This is a genomic window from Terrabacter sp. RAF57 (genome assembly GCF_052113925.1).
GTDB lineage: Bacteria > Actinomycetota > Actinomycetes > Actinomycetales > Dermatophilaceae > Terrabacter.
Map to the genome: position 1 here is coordinate 90,065 of NZ_JBFRDT010000009.1, position 17,772 is coordinate 107,836.

At 72.4% G+C, this 17,772-nt stretch carries 15 protein-coding genes; 9 read left to right on the top strand and 6 right to left on the bottom strand.

The genetic code is table 11. The annotated features are described in order from the left end of the window. Positions 1–193 precede the first annotated feature (193 nt). Complete coding sequence (locus AB4Y83_RS12410; protein ID WP_442297059.1) at positions 194–1,324, top strand: hypothetical protein; 1,131 nt, start codon at positions 194–196, stop codon at positions 1,322–1,324. Next, on the top strand, positions 1,321–1,797 hold the full coding sequence (locus tag AB4Y83_RS12415) for a GNAT family N-acetyltransferase (RefSeq protein WP_442297060.1): 477 nt from the start codon (positions 1,321–1,323) through the stop codon (positions 1,795–1,797). Before AB4Y83_RS12410 ends, AB4Y83_RS12415 begins: the two co-directional genes overlap by 4 nt. A gap of 172 nt (positions 1,798–1,969) precedes the next feature. On the opposite strand, the gene AB4Y83_RS12420 is transcribed toward AB4Y83_RS12415, so the two are convergent. Next, a complete protein-coding gene (locus AB4Y83_RS12420; RefSeq protein ID WP_442297061.1) occupies positions 1,970–3,205 on the bottom strand; it encodes an MFS transporter in 1,236 nt (411 codons plus the stop codon). 188 nt (positions 3,206–3,393) lie between these two features. After that, positions 3,394–5,889, bottom strand: coding sequence for an HAD-IC family P-type ATPase (locus tag AB4Y83_RS12425; RefSeq protein ID WP_442297062.1), 2,496 nt, complete (start codon positions 5,887–5,889; stop codon positions 3,394–3,396). A gap of 174 nt (positions 5,890–6,063) precedes the next feature. Between AB4Y83_RS12425 and AB4Y83_RS12430 the strand changes: the two genes are divergently transcribed. The 3 genes from AB4Y83_RS12430 (at position 6,064) to AB4Y83_RS12440 (ending at position 9,356) form a co-directional block, all read left to right on the top strand. Further along, complete coding sequence (locus AB4Y83_RS12430) at positions 6,064–7,512, top strand: NAD-dependent malic enzyme (protein WP_442276900.1); 1,449 nt, start codon at positions 6,064–6,066, stop codon at positions 7,510–7,512. A gap of 17 nt (positions 7,513–7,529) precedes the next feature. Further along, on the top strand, positions 7,530–8,861 hold the full coding sequence (locus AB4Y83_RS12435) for an MFS transporter (RefSeq protein WP_442276899.1): 1,332 nt from the start codon (positions 7,530–7,532) through the stop codon (positions 8,859–8,861). A 132-nt stretch (positions 8,862–8,993) separates the two neighbouring features. Further along, entirely contained in the window at positions 8,994–9,356 is a 363-nt protein-coding gene (locus AB4Y83_RS12440) for a hypothetical protein (RefSeq protein ID WP_442297063.1), read from the top strand. Positions 9,357–9,437: 81 nt separating this feature from the next. On the opposite strand, the gene AB4Y83_RS12445 is transcribed toward AB4Y83_RS12440, so the two are convergent. The 3 genes from AB4Y83_RS12445 to AB4Y83_RS12455 all read right to left on the bottom strand — a co-directional run bounded on the left by AB4Y83_RS12445 (position 9,438) and on the right by AB4Y83_RS12455 (position 11,977). Further along, a complete protein-coding gene (locus AB4Y83_RS12445) occupies positions 9,438–10,664 on the bottom strand; it encodes an MFS transporter (protein ID WP_442276897.1) in 1,227 nt (408 codons plus the stop codon). Further along, positions 10,661–11,122, bottom strand: coding sequence for a MarR family winged helix-turn-helix transcriptional regulator (locus AB4Y83_RS12450; protein WP_442276896.1), 462 nt, complete (start codon positions 11,120–11,122; stop codon positions 10,661–10,663). The genes AB4Y83_RS12445 and AB4Y83_RS12450 overlap by 4 nt, the downstream gene beginning before the upstream one ends. 306 nt (positions 11,123–11,428) lie before the next feature. After that, positions 11,429–11,977, bottom strand: a complete 549-nt coding sequence (locus AB4Y83_RS12455) for a TetR/AcrR family transcriptional regulator (RefSeq protein WP_056773673.1) — start codon at positions 11,975–11,977, stop codon at positions 11,429–11,431. Between the two features lie 231 nt (positions 11,978–12,208). Between AB4Y83_RS12455 and AB4Y83_RS12460 the strand changes: the two genes are divergently transcribed. Next, positions 12,209–12,448: a hypothetical protein gene (locus AB4Y83_RS12460; protein WP_056773671.1), complete on the top strand. Its 240-nt coding sequence runs from the start codon at positions 12,209–12,211 to the stop codon at positions 12,446–12,448. A gap of 8 nt (positions 12,449–12,456) precedes the next feature. Further along, positions 12,457–13,965 carry an MFS transporter gene (locus AB4Y83_RS12465; protein ID WP_442297064.1) on the top strand — a complete coding sequence of 503 codons (1,509 nt, stop codon included), beginning with the start codon at positions 12,457–12,459 and terminating at the stop codon, positions 13,963–13,965. Positions 13,966–14,216: 251 nt separating this feature from the next. Here AB4Y83_RS12465 and AB4Y83_RS12470 read toward each other — a convergent pair whose 3' ends face one another. Then, on the bottom strand, positions 14,217–14,735 hold the full coding sequence (locus AB4Y83_RS12470) for an inorganic diphosphatase (protein ID WP_020145122.1): 519 nt from the start codon (positions 14,733–14,735) through the stop codon (positions 14,217–14,219). 156 nt (positions 14,736–14,891) lie between these two features. Between AB4Y83_RS12470 and AB4Y83_RS12475 the strand changes: the two genes are divergently transcribed. Then, the gene (locus tag AB4Y83_RS12475) at positions 14,892–16,526 is read left to right on the top strand and encodes a D-alanyl-D-alanine carboxypeptidase/D-alanyl-D-alanine-endopeptidase (protein ID WP_442297065.1); all 1,635 of its coding nucleotides are present in this window, start codon (positions 14,892–14,894) and stop codon (positions 16,524–16,526) included. A gap of 123 nt (positions 16,527–16,649) precedes the next feature. Continuing rightward, positions 16,650–17,756 (top strand): zinc-dependent metalloprotease, encoded by a 1,107-nt coding sequence (locus AB4Y83_RS12480; RefSeq protein WP_442297066.1) that lies wholly within the window; start codon positions 16,650–16,652, stop codon positions 17,754–17,756. The last annotated feature ends 16 nt before the right edge of the window (positions 17,757–17,772 follow it).

Sequence of the window (17,772 nt, forward strand, 5' to 3'; positions counted from 1 at the left end):
CTTCGAGGCTGGTGCGGATGGGGGGGTGCGTGCCAGCCGTGGGGGTGTTACAGGTGTGACAGTAATCAACCTGTAGCCACGTGTACGGACTTTCGACAATTTTGTGGTGAGAAGTTTTGGAATGGTGTGTCGTGGGGCTTTTGTCGACATCCCGACGGAGCCCGGGCCGTCGTCGATCTGGCACAGTGACCCGGTGAGCGCGACCCCGGCAGACGTGGACCAGGATGTCCTGGCCGAGACGCTGGCCGTCGCGGCCCGCCTCGTCGGAGGCCCGCTGCGAGCCGTGGGTCAGCCCTTCCCCGGCAGTCGTCGCACGCTCGTCGTGCGAACCGTCGACCCGTCGGGCCGCTCGTTCGTGGTCAAGCGCTACCACAGCGAGGAGGGGCGGGAGGCGTATGCCCGCGAGGCGTCCGCGCTCGAGGCGCTGACCGGGGTCGCTCAGACGCCGACGCTCGTGGCCGAGTCCAGCGACCCGCGCCTCGTCGTCATGGGCGACCTCGGGGACGGGACCCACTTGGCCGACGCGCTCCTCGGTGACGACGCCGACCGGGCCGCGGCCGCGCTGTCCGGGTGGGCCACGGCGGTGGCGGGTCTGCACCGGGCCGGGCACCAGGTGCGCGACACCTTCGAGGCCGGCGTGCTGGCCCGCTYGTCGGGGCCGCTCGACGTCGACTACCTCCCGGCGCATCTCGTCGAGGCCGTCTCGGTGTGGGACCGCCTTGCCACTGCCCTCGACGTCGCTGCGCCTGACGGGACGTTCGACGTGCTCGCAAGGGTGCCGGACCGTTTCCGGGTCGACGCCTGCAGTCTGTCCGCGGCCGACATGTGCCCCGACAACAACCTCGTCGGCGACGCCGGCCTCGTCCTGCTCGACTTCGAGTTCGCGTTGTGGCGACCGATCGTCTGGGACGCGGCCTACCTCAGGGTGCCGTGGCCGACGTGCTGGTGCGCCTGGTCGCTCGAGACCTCTGCCGCGGAGGCGGCACTGAAGCGATGGCGGGACGCCGTGGCGGTGGAGTGGCCCGAGGTGCAAGGTGCCGACTTCGACCACGACCTCGACCTCGCGACGGAGGCGTGGGCCTGGCTCGCCGGCAGCTGGTGCCTCGCCGGACTCGTCGACGGGGAGCCGCAGCGGGTCAACCCGGTGAAGCCGATGCCGCGCATGCCCGACCGCGTGCTCCGCTTCCTGCGCACCGCGTCGGCGGGGCGGGCGCTGCCCGAGCTCACCGAGGTCGCGCTGCGGCTGGCGCGTGCCGTCGAGACGACGTATGCCGCCACCGACGTGCCGCTCGCCCCCGCGTTCACCGGTGGTGCGTTCCGGTGACCGCCTGGACGACCCGGCGGGCGACCGCCGCCGATGCCACGGTCGTGGTCGGGCTGCGGGCGCTGATGTTCTCGGCGATGGGCGTGCCTGGCGTCGACGACCCGGGCTGGCAGGAGGCCGCCACCGCGTGGTTCGAGCGGGAGCTCGACGGCGGACGTGCCTGCGTCGTCGTCGCCGAGGTTGCCGACGGCGAGGTCGTGGCCGGGGCGATGGCGGGGCTCCGCTTCGAGACGCCCTCGCCGGTCAACCCGAACGGCGTCTGGGGTCTCGTCAACAACGTCGCGACCCACCCTCGGGCGCGCCGGCAGGGGCTGGCCCGGGCGTGCGTCGTGGGCGTCCTCGACTGGTTGCGCGACGAGACGGAGGCGACGGTCGTCGAGCTCTTCGCGACGGGGGAGGGGGCAGGGCTCTACGAGGAGCTGGGCTTCACCCCGACGGCTTGGCCCGCGATGCGCCTCCGCCTCGACCGCTGAAGAACCGCCGGTTCGGGGGCCGCGGCGCCGGGGTGGCTGGGGGTGCTGGCTGGCCCCAGAGGTGTGCCCTCGCCGCAGGGGTGCGCGGTGCACCGCGCACGCCGGGGTCGAGCGCGCACTCGTGGTGCGACCGCGCACTCGTGGTGCGACCGCGCACTGGTCGGCTCCCGGCTCAGGGGACGGGCGCTGGCGCGGCCTCGTGGGGCTGGGCGTGCTCGAGGACCCGCCGGAAACCCCACGACACGAGGACGGCCGCGGCGCCGGCACCGACCGTGACGGCATACGCCGGCGTGTGCCCGCCCCAGTCGGCGAGGCGCCCGGCCAGCGCGGCCCCGAGCGCGTAGCCGAGCCCGGTGGCCGCGGCGAGCGCCGTCATCGCGGCGCCGGTGCGGGACGGCGGCGTGACGCGCTCGCCCAGGGTGAACGTCGTGATCATGTAGGGCGCGACGGTGAGGCCGAGCACGAGCAGGACGGGGACGAGAGCGGGCAGCGACCCGACGAGCAGGAGCGGCGCCGAGAGGGCGAGCAGGCCGACGGCGAACCATCGCAGCCGTGCCGACAGCGCGAACCGCGCGGGCAGTCCTGCGACGGCGAGACCGGCGATGACGCTGCCGACGCCGAGCAGGGCGTGGAAGTAGCCCGTGAGGCCGGGGGAGCCCGCGGCGGTGGCGAGGACGGACGTGCCGGTCTGGACCGACCCGAAGACGGTGCCGACGAGCAGCTGGGCGGCGCACAGGACGACGACGGCGGGTGTCATCAGTCGGCCGACGGCGCCGGCCGTCCGCGACGTCGCGGCGTGCGTGACCCCTGCGGTCTCGTGCAGGGCGAACCACGTGCCGAAGACGGCGAGGCCCGCGGCCGCGAGCGCCAAGGCCGCCGTGGGGCTCGCGACGGAGACGCCGAGCCCGACGAGCGCCGGGCCGAGGACGAAGGAGGCCTCGTCGGCCGCGCCCTCGTAGGAGAAGGCGGCGTCGACGAGCCGGTGCTGGCGGGCGCCGGTCTCGGCGGTGATGGGGCGCCAGCGCACGCGGGCCAGCGGACCGATCTGCGGCAGAAGGAGACCCGCGACCGCGCTCGCGACCGCGGCCATGCCCCAAGGGAGTCCGGCGTTGACCACGAGGAGGATGCCGACGAGGCCGGCCGCCCCGGCGAGCGACTGGAAGGCGACGACCCGGCGCTGGCCGAGCCGGTCGGCCCGGGCACCCCAGAAGGGCGCCCCGACGGCGTTGGCCACGGCGAGGGCACCGGCGCAGAAGCCGCCCGCGCCGTAGCTGCCGGTGGCGGACGACACGAGCAGGAGGGTGCCCAGCTGGCTCATCGCGAGCGGCATACGAGCCAGGAAGGCGACGACGATGTAGGTGCGCCCGGTGAGGCCGAAGAGGTGGCGGTAGGAGTCGATGGGTGACACGTGAGCAGCTCCGGATCTGGTCGCGGGGTACGCGACAACGGGTGCGTGCCTACCCGCCCAACAGGTCACGCCAGATCCCTGTGCAGCTCCCAGTGTAGGGCGTCGCGGACCGGAGCCCGGTCGCTGCTCACCGGCCAGGGCGGGCGGAGGGCGGCGGGCGGAAGGCGGCGACGATCCGCCCAGGTGCGTCAGTCGCGCATGTGGTGGGCCTGGCGCACCGACGGCGAGAGCCGGTAGATCACCTCGACCAGCCCCGCGCCGACGGCACCGACCGCAAGCGACTGCCAGACGAGCGGCAGCGGCGCGTCGAGGTTGAAGAAGGACGCGGCGGACGGCCACGCGAACGCCGTGACGGCGAGCCCGACCATCGCGGCGACGAGGACGGCCTTCCACAGGCGGAAGGGACGGGCGAGCACGACGAGGATCCAGAAGAAGACCGTGAGGAGCGTGATCGTCGCTCCGCTGCCCGGCTGCCAGCACGCGACGTCGGCGACGGTCTTCGCGCCGGCCTCGACGGCACACCGGGTCGAGAACTCGTCCGGCGGCACGCCGTAGCTGCTGCCCGCGAGCAGGTAGGACGTGATGACGGCGACTCCCGCGACGGCGCCGGACGGCACGGCGAAACGCAGGATGCGTCCGAGGAAGCCGGAGAGGTAGCGGCGCTTGTTGGGTCCGAGGGCGAGGAAGAACGCCGGGATGCCGATGGTCACGGCCGACACGAGCGTCAGGTGGCGCGGCAGGAACGGGAAGGGCACGGCGATGAGCGCTGCAGCGAGGATGGCGACGAGGCTCATCGCGTTCTTGGCGAGGAAGAGGTTGGCGACGCGCTCGACGTTGCCGATGACCCGGCGTCCCTCGGCGAGCACGTCGGGCAGGTGCGAGAACCTCCCGTCGAGCAGGACGAGCTCGGCGACCGCCTTGGTGGCCTGGGCCCCGTTGCCCATGGCCACGCCGATGTCGGCGTCCTTGAGGGCGAGCGCGTCGTTGACGCCGTCTCCGGTCATCGCCACGACGTGACCGTCGGCCTGGAGCGCGTGGACGAAGGCGCGCTTCTGCTCGGGGGTGACCCGGCCGAAGACCGTGTGCGTCGCGAGGACCTCCCGCAGGGCGTCCTCGTCGTCGGGCAGGGTGCGCGCGTCGACGGGCTCGCCGACGTCGAGCCCCACGGTCCGGGCCACGGCGGCGACGGTGACGGGGTTGTCGCCCGAGATGACCTTGATGGCGACCCCCTGCTCAACGAAGTAGTCGAGCGTCGCCTTGGCGTCGGGGCGCACCTGCTCGGTGAGGGTCACGAGGGCGGCCGGGGTGATGTCGGCCGGCAGCGTCGACTCCGTGAGGTGCGCCTCGCTCCGGGCGAGCAGGACAACGCGTCGCCCGGAGTCCGCGAGCGCGGCGACCCGTGCCCGGATCGCCTCGAGCACCTCGGGCGGCGACGGCTGCGGGTCGGCGGCGAGCAGCACCTCCGGCGCGCCGAGCACCCAGGTCGAGCGCTCGGCGAAGCACGCCGCGCTCCACTTGCGGGAGGAGTTGAAGGGGATCGTCTCCGTGCGCTCCCAGCCGGGCGCCTCGATGACCGCGGCGACGGCGGTCAGGGTGCCGTTGGCGTTCGGGTCGTCGGCGAGCGCCCCCAGCGCGCAACGGATCTCGTCGGCATCCTGCCCATCGAGGGTGTGCGCGTCCTCGAAGGCGATCTCGCCCGCGGTCAGCGTCCCCGTCTTGTCGAGGCAGACGACGTCGACCCGGGCGAGGCCCTCGACGGCCGGGAGCTGCTGGACGAGGACGTTGCGGCGCGTCAGCTGCACCGCTGACAGCAGGAACGCGACCGAGGTGAGGAGCACGAGACCCTCGGGCACGAGGCCGACGACGCCCGCCGCCGAGCGGATGACGACCTCGCGCCACCCCTGGTCGCCGACGGTGCGCCACTGCGACCAGATGGCGATGGGCAGGGCGCCGACGATGACCCAGGTGATGTAGGTCAGCAGGGTGTTGATCGAGTCCTGGATCTCCGAGCGCGTGCGCGTGAACTTCCTTGCGTCAGCGGCGATCCGGTTGACGTAGGCGTCGGCGCCGACCTGGCTCGCGTGGTAGCGCCCCGACCCCGCGACGACGCTCGTGCCCGACATGATGCCGTCGCCCTCGCCGTGCGGCACCGGGTCGGACTCCCCGGTGAGGTTCGCCTCGTTGAGCTCGAGCCCGGCGCTCGCCAGGAGGGTGCCGTCGGCAGGCACCTCGTCGCCCGTGCGCAGCTCGATGAGATCGTCCTGCACCACCTCGGTCGTCGGCACCACCCGCACCTCGCCGTCGCGCACGACCCGCGTCGTCGGGGCGTTGAGCAGCGCGAGCCGGTCGAGCTTCCGCTTGGCGAGGTACTCCTGGACGATGCCGATGGCGGAGTTGACGACGAGCACGATCCCGAAGAGCCCGTCGGCGAACGACCCCGTCACCATGACGAGGACGAAGAGAGCGCCGAGGATCGCGTTGAAGCGGGTCAGCACGTTGGCCCGGACGATCTCGCCGATCGAGCGTGACGTCCGCTCGGTCAGCGCGTTGACGGCGCCACGCGAGACGCGCTCGGCCACCTCGGCACCCGTCAGCCCCCCGGGCCGGGTCAGGGTCGCCCCGCCAGGGGTCGGGCCGTCCGTCGTCCCGTCCGTCGTCCCGTGTGTCGCCCCGTCTGTCGTCACCGGCCCATTGTCGTATGCCGGGTGCTGGCCTCCGCGGTGGAACGCGCGCGAGCGCTGCGGAGGCGTCTCGGGAAGGCGGTGCGACGGCATACGACCGCCGTCGCCCCGGTGGTGGACAAAGGTTACTGATCGGTCTTCGGACGAGGTCCGGGGCGCTTCTCCGGTCGTGGGACGATGGGGCGCGTGACTGAGTCGATCCAACGTGCCCGCGCCACCACTGCCTCCTACTCGATCACGATGCGGATCCACGCCGGCACCGACCCGGCGGTCATCGGGGCCCTCGCGGTGAAGGTCGCCGAGAGCGGTGGCATCACCACGGCGCTCGACATCGTCGACTCGCACCCCGACCGGCTCGTCATCGACCTCACCTGCTCCGCCAGCAACGCCGAGCACTCGACCGAGGTCGTCGACGCCGTGGAGACGCTCGAGGGCGTCCGCGTCCACAAGGTCTCCGACCGCGTCTTCCTGCTGCACCTCGGCGGCAAGATCTCCGTCGAGTCCAAGGTCAACCTGCGCAACCGCCAGGACCTCGCGATGGCCTACACGCCCGGCGTTGGCCGCGTGAGCCAGGCCCTCTTCGAGCACCCCGAGGACGTGCCGCGCCTGACGATCAAGGGCAACTCGGTCGCCGTCGTCACCGACGGCTCGGCCGTGCTCGGGCTCGGCAACATCGGCCCGATGGCGGCGCTTCCGGTCATGGAGGGCAAGGCGGCGCTCTTCAAGCGCTTCGCCGACATCGATGCGTGGCCGATCTGCATCGACACGACCGACGTCGACGAGATCGTGCGCACCGTCGAGCTCATCGCCCCCGGCTTCGGTGGTATCAACCTCGAGGACATCGCCGCCCCGCGCTGCTTCGAGATCGAGGCCAAGCTGCGTGAGCGCCTCTCGATCCCCGTCTTCCACGACGACCAGCACGGCACGGCCATCGTCGTGCTCGCCGCGCTGAAGAACGCGCTGCGCTGCATCGACAAGAAGCTGCCCGACGCGCGCATCGTCGTCTCCGGTGGCGGCGCGGCCGGCTCGGCGATCGTCCAGCTGCTGCTCGCCGCCGGCGCGGTGGATGTCACCGTCTCCGACCGTCCGGGCCTGCTCAACCAGGACGACGAGTCCCTGACACCGGCGTGGCGCGACCTCGCCGAGAAGACCAACCCGCGCGGCCTCACCGGCACCCTGCGCGACGGCCTCCAGGGCGCCGACGTCTTCATCGGCGTGAGCGCACCCCACATCCTCGCGCCCGAGTGGATCGACGAGATGGCTGAGAAGCGCATCGTCTTCGCGCTCGCCAACCCCGACCCCGAGGTCGACATCTACGAGGCGACGCAGCGCGCCACCGTCGTGGCCTCGGGCCGCAGCGACTACCCGAACCAGATCAACAACGTGCTGGCCTTCCCCGGCGTCTTCCGTGGTCTGCTCGACGCCCGGGCGACCGACGTCACGACCGAGATGCTCATCAAGGCCGCCGACGCCATCGCCTCGGTCGTCACCGATGAGCAGCTCAACCCGAACTACATCATCCCGAGCGTCTTCCAGCCCGACATGAGCAAGACCGTCGCCAAGGCGATCGTCGACTGCGTGCCCAAGGCCCCGGCGATGAACATCCCGATGACCGGCGCCAACTGAGGAGCACGACCCACCGGATGACGAGCACGACCCATCCCGGACAGCGCTATCCGCTCGACGGCCGCCGCGCCTGGGCGGTGTGGGCGGCCGCCATCTCGGTCTACGTCCTCGCCGTCTTCCACCGCACCTCGCTCGGCGTCGCCGGTCTCGAGGCCGCCGACCGTTTCGGCATCAGCAGCTCGCAGCTGTCGACCTTCACGATCGTCCAGGTCTTCGTCTACGCAGCGATGCAGCTGCCGGTCGGGGCGCTGCTCGACCGCTACGGCAGCAAGCGCATGCTCGGGGTCGGGCTCACCCTGCTGACGCTGGCCCAGTTCGGCTTCGCGTTCGTCCACGCCTTCCCGGCCGCGCTGCTCTGCCGGGTGCTGCTCGGCATGGGCGACGCCATGGTGTTCATCTCGGTGCTGCGCCTCGTCGCGCTGTGGTTCTCACCGCGCCGCACGCCGATGGTGACGCAGCTGACCGGCGTCCTCGGGCAGCTCGGGGCGTTCGCCGCCGCCGGGCCGCTCGCGGCCGCGCTCCACCACTTCGGGTGGACCCCGTCGTATGCCGTCGCGGCGTCGGTCGGTGTGCTCACGGGGGTCGCGCTCGTCGTCGTCGTCAAGGACAGCCCCTACGTCGACCACCACCGGGACGAGCTGCGGCTGCGGGCCATCGCGCGCACCCTTCGGGCGGCGTGGCTCGTGCCGGGGACCCGGCTCGGGCTGTGGTCGCACTTCACGTCGCAGTTCGCCGCCAACATGTTCACGATGTTGTGGGGCTTCCCGTTCCTCGTTGCAGGACAAGGAGTCTCGGCGTCGACGGCAAGCGTGCTGCTCATGCTCATGGTCGTCACGACGGTCGTGTCGAGCCCCGTCATCGGCACGCTGACGATGCGCTACCCGTTCTCGCGCAGCACCCTCGTGCTGTGGATCGTCGCCGCCGCGATCGCCGCCTGGACGGTGGTGCTGCTCTGGCCCGGACGCGCGCCGCTGTGGATGCTCGTCGTCCTCGTCGTGCTCATCGCCATCGGCGGCCCGGGCTCGATGATCGGCTTCGACCTCGCGCGCACGTTCAACCCGCCGACCCGCATCGGCAGCGCCTCGGGCATCGTCAACACCGGCGGCTTCATCGCGACGTTGACGGCGGTCGCCCTCGTCGGTGTCGTCCTCGACCGGGTCGCTCCGGGCGGGCCGCCGACGTGGGACGTCGACGCGTTCCGGGTCGCGATGACGGTGCAGTACCCCGTGTGGGCTCTCGGGATCGTGCAGATCCTGCGCTACCGGCACAAGGCGCGGCGCGCGGCCCTCGAGGCCGACCCCGACGCGTACGCCGCCATGCAGGCCGGCCGCTCCGTCACCTTCCACTGACCGGGGCCGCCCCTCTCAACCGTCGAGAGGCCACGTTCTGCGGGTCCGCACCCGTCGAGAGGCCACGTTTCGTGGGTGCCGACCCCTCGAAAGGCCACGTTCTGCGGTCTAGCCTGCTCGGGAGGAGGAGCGATGGCGACGTGGGCGGACGTGGACGAGCTGGCCGGTCGCCTGCCCGGCGCGGTGCTCGGGGTCGCCCACGAGGGCTCTCCCGCCTGGCACGCCGGACGGCATACGTTCGCGCGTCTGCGCTGGGACGACGACGGGCGCGAGCTCGTCCAGGTGTGGACCGGCGAGATGGACACCGAGCAGGCGCTCGCCGACCGGCGCGACACGTTCGTGCGGATCGACACGTTCCGCTACCGCGTCACGACGTGGGCGCGCCTCGACCGCCTCGACCGGGCCGAGCTCGCGGAGCTGCTCGTCGACTCCTATGACATTCGCGGCGGGCCCCGCCGGCGGGGTGACACCGACCTGGCGGACCTCCTGCGCTGAACCGTAGAAGGCCACGAACCGGGCCTCGCCCTGCGGGGGCGGCCCGGTTCGTGGCCTTTCGACGGTGGAAGAGGGTGGGCCTCAGGCGTCGCCGACGGTGAGGGCCTCGGCCTCGGTGCGGGACGTGACCTCCTCGGCGCCGTGTCCGGGCGCCTCGTCGAGCGCGCTGATGATCCGGCGAGCGGTGAGGAGCACGAGGACGGCCAGCACGACCGCGGCCGAGCCCACCCAGAAGGGCAGGTGGATCGACTTCTCGCCGAGGTTGCCGGCGAGCCACGGGGCGACGGCGCCGCCGCTGAAGCGCACGAAGGAGTAGGCCGCAGACGCGACCCCGCGCTCGACGGGGGAGACCTTCATGACCGTCTCGGTGATGAGCGTGTTGTTCACGCCGAGGAAGGCGCCGGCGAGGATGACGCCGACGACGAGCACGGTCTTGTTCTCGGTCCACATCGCCATGGCGGCGAGAATGACCGCGAAGCCGAGCAGCGCGCCGACGATGCCGGCCAGCGTGCCGAAGCGGCGCTGGATCATCGGGGCGACGAAGACCGACGTGATGGCGAGCAGCACGCCCCAGCCGAAGAAGATGAACCCGATCTCGTGCGCCCCCATGGCGAGCGGGAAGGGCGTGAAGGCGAGCAGGGTGAAGAAGCCGAAGTTGTAGAGCAGCGCCGTGATGCCGACGGTGAGCAGGCCACGGTGGCCGAGGGCACGCAGGGGCGCCGTGATCGAGGTCGGGTTCTCGGCCGGCGGGGTCTTCGGCAGCGTGGTCAGCGTCGCGATGAACGCGACGGCCATGAGCACGGCGACGCCGTAGAACGGCCAGCGCCAGGAGATGCCGCCGAGCCAGCCGCCGAGCAGCGGGCCGGTCGCGATGCCGACACCGAGAGCGGCCTCGTAGAGGATGATCGCCTGCTTGACCGAGCCGGCAGCCGCGTTGACGATCGTCGCCAGGGCGGTCGCGATGAAGAGCGCGTTGCCGAGGCCCCAGAGGGCGCGGAAGGCGACGATGCCGCCGACGGTGTCCTGGCTGCCGGCGAAGGCGGCGCCGACGATGATGAGGGCGAGGCCGAGCAGCAGGGTGCGCTTGGCACCGACGCGGCTGCTGACCCAGCCGGTGCCGAGCATCGCGATGCCCATGACGGCGAGGTAGCTGGTGAAGAGGAGCGAGACCTGCGACGGGCCTGCACCGAGCTCGTCGGCGATCGGCTTGAGGATGGGGTCGACGAGGCCGATGCCCATGAAGGAGATCACGCAGGCGAAGGCGATCGACCAGACGGTCTTGGGTTGGCGCCACATGGTGGTGGTCATCCGTCCTTTCGGGTGGGGTGCGGGACAGGGGCGTCCGCCGCGGCGGCGAGCAGCTCGTTCATGACGTCGATGGCGACGCGGACGCGGTCGAGGGCCGGTCCGTCGAGCTGGTCGAGGGCGGGGGACAGGACGGCCAGTCGGGCCCGACGCACGGTCTCGAGCGCGGCGTGGCCCTCGTCGCTGAGGGAGATCACCGTGGCGCGCGCGTCGTCGGGGTCGGACGCGCGGTGCACCCAGCCCGACGCCTCGAGGCGCTGGAGCTGGGTGGTGATCGTCGGCTGGCTGCTGTGATCGGCGGCCGCGAGGGCGCTGACGCGGGAGGGTCCGAGCTCGTCGAGCAGGGCGAGGAGGCGGGCCTGCGCGAAGGGCACGTCGAACGACGCGTGCCGGCTGGCCCAGCGCGAGAGTCGCGCGGCCGAGCGCAGCAGGTCGTTGCCCAGGGTGGTCGGTTCGGTCACTCGCTCCAATTTACATAGACAACCTATGCATATCAAGTCGAGTTCATGGGACGGGGGCGGAGCGCTCACTCGAGTGGGACGGGGCGCTCACTCGACTGGGACTCAGCTGAGCTGGCCGAGCACGGCGTCGGCGCGACGCCCGGCATGCCTCGCGGCGAGCGCCGGGGTGCGCCGCGTGCCGCCACCACCGATGGTGATCGGCACGCCACCGGGGCAGGCGGTAGGTGGTGGAGGTGACGAGCGTGCCGAGGAGGATCGTCGACGTCTCACGCGCCAGGTCGACGGTCATGCCCCTGCAGCGACGTGTCAGCCGCGGACGATCCCGTCGACGACGACCTCGAGCATGGGCCGGACGTCGAGGTCGGCGTGGCTCGTGTCGGCGACGCTCGCGACGCCGCTGACGAGGCGCATGACGTTGGCGGCGTCGACGCCCGGGCGCAGCTGGCCCCCGGCGTCGAGGTGGTCGATGACGCGGCGGTTGGCCTCGCCCATGACGCGGCACTTGCGGTACATCGGGGACGCGGGGTCGTCCATGGCGGCGCAGATCTTGCTGGCCGCGCCCCGGTGCAGCGTGATGTGGTCGATGAAGTGCTCGAACCAGCCGAGCAGCATCTCCCGGGCGGGCTGCCCCGTGGCGATGGCGGCGTCGGCGTCGGCGGACACGCGGTCGGTCCAGTCCTGCATGAGGGCGTCGACGAGGGCCTCGCGGGTGGGGAAGTGGCGGTAGAGCGTGCCGGGGCCCACCCCGGCCCGCTTCGCGATCTCGTCGAGCGAGGAGTCAGTGCCGCGCTCGGTGAAGACGATGCGGGCGGTCGCGAGGATCTTGTCGTAGTTGCGCCTGGCGTCGGCGCGCATCGGGCGAGGCATTTTCTCGGGGCTCTCCTGAGCCGGTCCGTCAGCCGAATCCCCTTGGGTGGCAACAGATCCCGGCGACGACTCGAGCGTCGCACTGCCAGCTTCGGCAGGCCTCACGAGAAATCTCCCTTGCTAAAACGGAGACAGTCTCCGTATTGTGGGTCAGGCAGAACCGGAGTGGTTCTCCGCTAATCGTAGCGCCGATCGTCGTCACAGAGGAGTCCGGCACCCATGACCACCACGATCCAGCCCACCCGACAGGCCCGACGCGTCCACCTGTCGCACCTCGCCACGACCCACCGTGCCCCGCTCGTGCCCCGCGGCACCCACGGAGCCGAGGGCACGCACGGCACGCAGGGTGCCAGCGACGGCGAGCGCCGACGCCGCACCCGCGCCACCTCCTTCACGCCCATGGCCCGCGACCTCACCGACGAGAGCTCGCACCGCCCGTTCACGCACCACGAATCCTGAGGTCAGAGATGTCGACCAGCACCACCGCATCACCCGTCACCCGACAACCTGAGCGCTCCACGCGGGAGCGGGCCGCCCGACGCGGCGCCATCGGCCTCGGCGTCGTCCTCGTCGCCCAGCTCATGCTCGTGCTCGACGCGACCGTCGTGAACGTCGCGCTCCCGCACATCCAGACCGACCTCGGGTTCACGCCCGCGGGCCTCTCCTGGGTGCTCAACGCCTACACCCTCGCCTTCGGCGGGCTGCTGCTCCTGGGCGGGCGCCTCGGCGACGTCTTCGGGCGACTGCGCATCTTCGAGATCGGCCTGGCGATCTTCACCGTCGCGAGCCTGCTCGGTGGCCTCGCCACGTCCCCCGCCTGGCTCATCGCCGCGCGCACCCTCCAGGGAGTCGGTGCCGCGTTCGCCGCGCCGAGCGTCCTCGCCCTCGTCACGACGAGCGCCCCGAACGAGGCCGCGCGCAACCGCGGGCTGGCGCTCTTCACGGCCGTGTCGTCCGCCGGCGCGTCCATCGGCCTGCTCCTCGGTGGGATCCTCACCGACTACGTGAGCTGGCACTGGACGCTCTTCGTCAACGTCCCGATCGGGGCCGTCGTGCTCGTCCTCGCGCGCCGCTACGTGACCGAGACGCCGAGGATCCGAGGCCGCTTCGACGTGGTCGGCGCGATCACCGCCACCCTCGGCTCCGTCTCCGTCGTGCACGGCTTCATCAGTGCGGCCGACCGCGGCTGGGCGTCGCCCGTGACGATCGGCTCGTTCGTCGTCGGCGTGCTCCTCATCGCGCTCTTCGTGCGCACCGAGGGTCGGGTCAGCTCCCCGCTGCTGCCGCTCGCGCTCGTCCGCAACCGCACCCGCGGGGGAGCCCTCGTGCTCATGGCGCTCGTCGTCGGCGCGCAGTTCTCGACGTTCTTCCTCGTGACGCAGTACCTCCAGCTCGTCCTCGGCTTCAGCCCGGTCGCGACCGGCGCCGCGTTCCTCCCGCTCAGCCTCGCGATCTTCGCGACGTCGCGGGTCAGCGCCCGCCTCGTCGCCAAGGTCGGCCCCCGGCCGATGCTCCTCGTGGGCACGCTGGGCCTGACCGCCAGTTTCGTGTGGCTGAGCACCATGTCGACGACGAGCACGTATGCCGCCCACCTCCTGGGTGCGCTGGTGCTCAACGGCGTGTCGGCCGCGCTCGTCTTCATGCCGGTCACGGTCGTCGTCCTCGGCGGCGTCGACCGCGCCCAGGCCGGCACGGTCTCCGGGCTGCTCCAGACCGCGCAGCAGCTCGGTGGCGCCGTGGGCCTCGCCGCGATCGTCAGTGTCTACGCCTCGCAAGCCGTCCCGGGCCAGTTCGTGCCGGGCGTCGAGCCGGCGTTCCTCACGTCGGCGACGTTCACCCTCGTGGCGCTGCTCGTCGCGGCGTTCGTGCTCCGGCCGCGTCCGGCCCAGGCGGTGACCGCATCGTCCGAGCCGACCCGTGAGCCGACTCGAGAGACGGTGGCCGTCGCCGCAGCAGACGGCGCCGAGGCCCAGTGAGGGCACCAGCGGCCTGACCGGACCCGATCCGCCCCGGCCCGGCCCGTCCTGGCCTGGCAGATCGACCAGCAGATGGACCGGCGTCCGGTGGGGTAAACACCCCACCGSACGCCGGTCCGACGCGCATTTCACGTGCAGGCCCGCCCTGGTGCCGCACCCGCCGCCGGAGACGGCTGACCCCCGCGACCGGGACGGCGGCGGGGGTCAGGCACACGGCATACGAACGCGTGTGGGCAGGTGTTGCGGGAGGCTCAGTGCCCCTGCGGCATCGCCCAGCGGGCGGTCGAGGTGCCCTGCTCCTTGGCGCGGTCGAAGGCCTCGCCGATGATCTTCTCGGCGGCCTCGCGGTTGCCCCAGTCGGATCCCTCGACGTGCTTGCCGGGCTCGAGGTCCTTGTAGCGCTCGAAGAAGTGCTGGATCTCGTCGAGGGTGAACGTGCTGACGTCAGAGATGTCCTGGACGTCGGCGGTGCGCGGGTCGACGGGCACGCAGAGCACCTTGTCGTCACCGCCGGCCTCGTCGGTCATGTGGAAGACACCGATCGGGCGCGCCTCGACGACGACGCCGGGGAAGACCGGCTCGGGCAGCAGCACGAGCGCGTCCAGGGGGTCGCCGTCCTCACCGAGCGAGTCCTCGATGTAGCCGTAGTCGGCGGGGTAGGCCATCGGCGTGAAGAGGTAGCGGTCGAGGCGGATCCGACCGGTCTCGTGGTCGACCTCGTACTTGTTGCGCTGTCCGCGCGGGATCTCGATGGTGACGTCGAACTCCACGTCTTCCCCTTCTTCACGGTCTTCGGGTGCTGTCTCGGGTGCGGCTCGGGTGCCGGAGCACCCGTCGGCGGCTGACAGAATCGTCCGCGACAGTGTGTCAGCAAGGGCGGTCCTTGCGCGAAACAGCGACGGACGACGGACAGGGGGTGACGCGACGTGGCGCACGAGACGCAGCCGGCGCGGCGCGGTCCCCGCCTGACCTACGGCATGGCCGCGGTGTGGTCGGTCGTCGCGATCCTGCTGGGGTATGCCGTCCTCGACGTCGCCGACGCCGCGCCCGGTGCGCTGACGGTGCGGCCGCTGCCGCCGCCCCCGCCCACCGAGACGGTCGCGACGCGGACGCTGCCCTCGGTCCCGCAGCCGACAATGTCGACCTCGGTCGCGCCGCCCCTGCCCTCGCTCGCCGGCGACACCGCCGCCCCGTCGGCCGCCGGCATCGAGCAGGCGCTCGCGTCGGTGCGTGCGCTCCCGGCGCTGGGCGACTCGGCCCTCGTCGTCCGTGACGGGCAGACCGGCGACGTGCTGCTCGACCAGGGCGGCGACGAGCTGCGCATCCCGGCCTCGACGACCAAGCTGCTCTCCGCCGCGGCGATCGGCCAGACCTTCGCACCCGACGAGACGCTGCGCACCGTCGTGCGCGAGGGGGACACGCCCGACGAGATCGTCCTCGTGGCGGGCGGCGACTCCCTGCTCAACCCCGGCACGGGCGACCCCGACGCGGTCGCCGGCCGAGCCGGACTGCGCGACCTGGCCGAGCAGGTGGCCACGGCCCTCAAGGGCAGCGGCACCACCAGCGTCACCCTCTACGTCGACGAGACGTATGCCGCCGGGCCGACGACGGCGCCGACGTGGGCGTCGACCTTCCGCAGCTCGGGCATCACCGGCGCGGTCGCGATGCTCGGGCTGTCGAGCCAGCGCGCCCATGGTGGGGCGCCCGGCCCGGCCGACCCCGTCGCCGCCGTCCGGTCGGCCTTCGCCCGGCAGCTGGAGGGGCGCGGGATCGACGTGAGGCTGGCCGCGCGAGGTCAGGCACCCGGCGTCCCCGGGTCGCCGATGCCGACGCCGGCTGCCGACGGTGGAGCGTCCGCCACACCGTCCGACGGGACGACGCCGTCCGACGGGGCCACCCCGTCCGACGGGGCCACACCGTCCGAGGGGGCGACGCCCGACGGCGCGCAGGCCCCGACGACCGCGGCCGTGACGCCGACCGCGCCCGCGAGCGGCCCGGGAGCGGTCCTCGGCAGCGTCGAGTCCGCGCCCGTGCGCGAGCAGCTGGCCCTCGCCCTCACCGACAGCGACAACGCGCTGACCGAGATCCTCTCCCGCCAGGCGGCCTACCGCTCCGGCGCCGGCACCGACTTCGCCGAGGTCGGCGCGTGGGTCGTGTCGCAGGTGGCCGCGCTCGGCCTCGACACGGCCGGCGTGACCCTCTCCGACGCGAGCGGCCTCTCCCGCGAGAACCGGGTCCCCGCCTCGCTCCTGTCCGACGTGCTCGTGCTCGGCTACGACGGGAAGCACGCCGTGCTGCGGCGAGCCCTCGACGGACTCCCGATCGGTGGCCTGACCGGCACCCTGGCGGACCGGTTCACCGGCGCCCAGCACGACGCCGCAGGACGCGCCCGGGCCAAGACGGGCACCCTGACCGGGGCCAACGCCCTCGCCGGGAGCGTCGTCGACGACGACGGTCGGCTCCTCGTCTTCGTGGGTATGGTCGCCGGAGTGGGAACCAACGACGCGCGAGCGGCGTTGGACCGTTTTGTAGCGGCGATCGCCTCGTGCGGGTGCCGCTGACGGGCCGGTGGGCCGCTCGGGGTCCTGGTGAGCGACGGTGGTCGTGACCTCTCCGTGTTGCCGGCTGGGCTTCCCAGACACCTCGAGCGACGTCGACACCGTCACGGCACCGAAAGGGCTGGCATGACCGACACGACCCTCCCGACTCCCGTGGACGCCGGACGTCCCGATGGCTCGAGGGGTGGTGCGCCGGCCGCGTTCGTCGACTACGAGTTCGCGAAGCGGACCGGTCGGGCGATCGTCAACCCGGGCCCCCAGGTCTCGAGCGACGAGGCCGCGGCGATCGTCGCCGACCTGCGTGCAGCTGCCGCGTCCGCCGTGGCTCCGGTCGCCGAGACGAGCGCGCTGACCGCGCCCGCCGACGCGCCGGCGCCCCTCGTCGTCGACCGTGCGGGCTGGATCAGCGCCAACGTCGACTCGTTCAAGTCGATGCTCGACCCGGTCGTCGACAAGCTGAACGCGACGAAGAAGTCGTCGACGAACGCCACCGCCGCGGCGATCGGCGGCAAGGTCACCGGCGCCGAGATGGGCGGGCTGCTCGCCTTCCTGTCGAGCAAGGTGCTCGGGCAGTACGACCTCGCACCCGGCGGCACGCCCCGGCTCCTCCTCGTCGCCCCGAACATCGTCGCCACCGAGCGCCGCCTCGAGGTCGACCCGACCGACTTCCGCCGCTGGGTCGCCATGCACGAGGAGACGCACCGGGTGCAGTTCACCGCGGTGCCGTGGCTGCGCGACCACATGGTGGCCCGCACCCAGGCGCTCGCCGTCGACCTCGCGCCGACCCCCGAGGACCTCTCCAAGCGGTTCGAGCAGCTGACGAAGAACCTCCCCGAGGTGTTCAGCTCCGGCGAGGGCATCGGCCAGCTCTTCGCGACCCCGGAGCAGAAGGCCCAGATCGCCGAGCTCACCGCCGTCATGTCGCTGCTCGAGGGCCATGCCGACGTCGTCATGGACGCCGTCGGTCCCCAGGTCATCCCGAGCGTCGGCGAGATCCGCCGCAAGTTCGACGAGCGCCGCAGCAGCTCGGTCGGCATCGACCGCCTGCTGCGCAAGCTCCTCGGTCTCGAGGCCAAGATGCGTCAGTACCGCGACGGCGCCGTCTTCGTCCGGGCCGTCACCGACCAGGTGGGCCGCGACGGCTTCAACGCCGTGTGGTCCTCCCCGGAGACGTTGCCCCGGGCCGCCGAGATCCTCGATCCGGGCGCCTGGGTGCGTCGGGTCCACGGGTGAGCGATGCGAGGTCCCG

Bases quoted from the DNA above. Each gene is read 5' to 3' on its own strand.
- AB4Y83_RS12430 (WP_442276900.1), top strand. From the start codon at position 6,064: ATGGGGCGCGTGACTGAGTCGATCCAACGTGCCCGCGCCACCACTGCC.
- AB4Y83_RS12435 (WP_442276899.1), top strand. From the start codon at position 7,530: ATGACGAGCACGACCCATCCCGGACAGCGCTATCCGCTCGACGGCCGC.
- AB4Y83_RS12440 (WP_442297063.1), top strand. From the start codon at position 8,994: ATGGCGACGTGGGCGGACGTGGACGAGCTGGCCGGTCGCCTGCCCGGC.
- AB4Y83_RS12445 (WP_442276897.1), bottom strand. From the start codon at position 10,664: ATGACCACCACCATGTGGCGCCAACCCAAGACCGTCTGGTCGATCGCC.
- AB4Y83_RS12455 (WP_056773673.1), bottom strand. From the start codon at position 11,977: ATGCGCGCCGACGCCAGGCGCAACTACGACAAGATCCTCGCGACCGCC.
- AB4Y83_RS12460 (WP_056773671.1), top strand. From the start codon at position 12,209: ATGACCACCACGATCCAGCCCACCCGACAGGCCCGACGCGTCCACCTG.
- AB4Y83_RS12465 (WP_442297064.1), top strand. From the start codon at position 12,457: ATGTCGACCAGCACCACCGCATCACCCGTCACCCGACAACCTGAGCGC.
- AB4Y83_RS12480 (WP_442297066.1), top strand. From the start codon at position 16,650: ATGACCGACACGACCCTCCCGACTCCCGTGGACGCCGGACGTCCCGAT.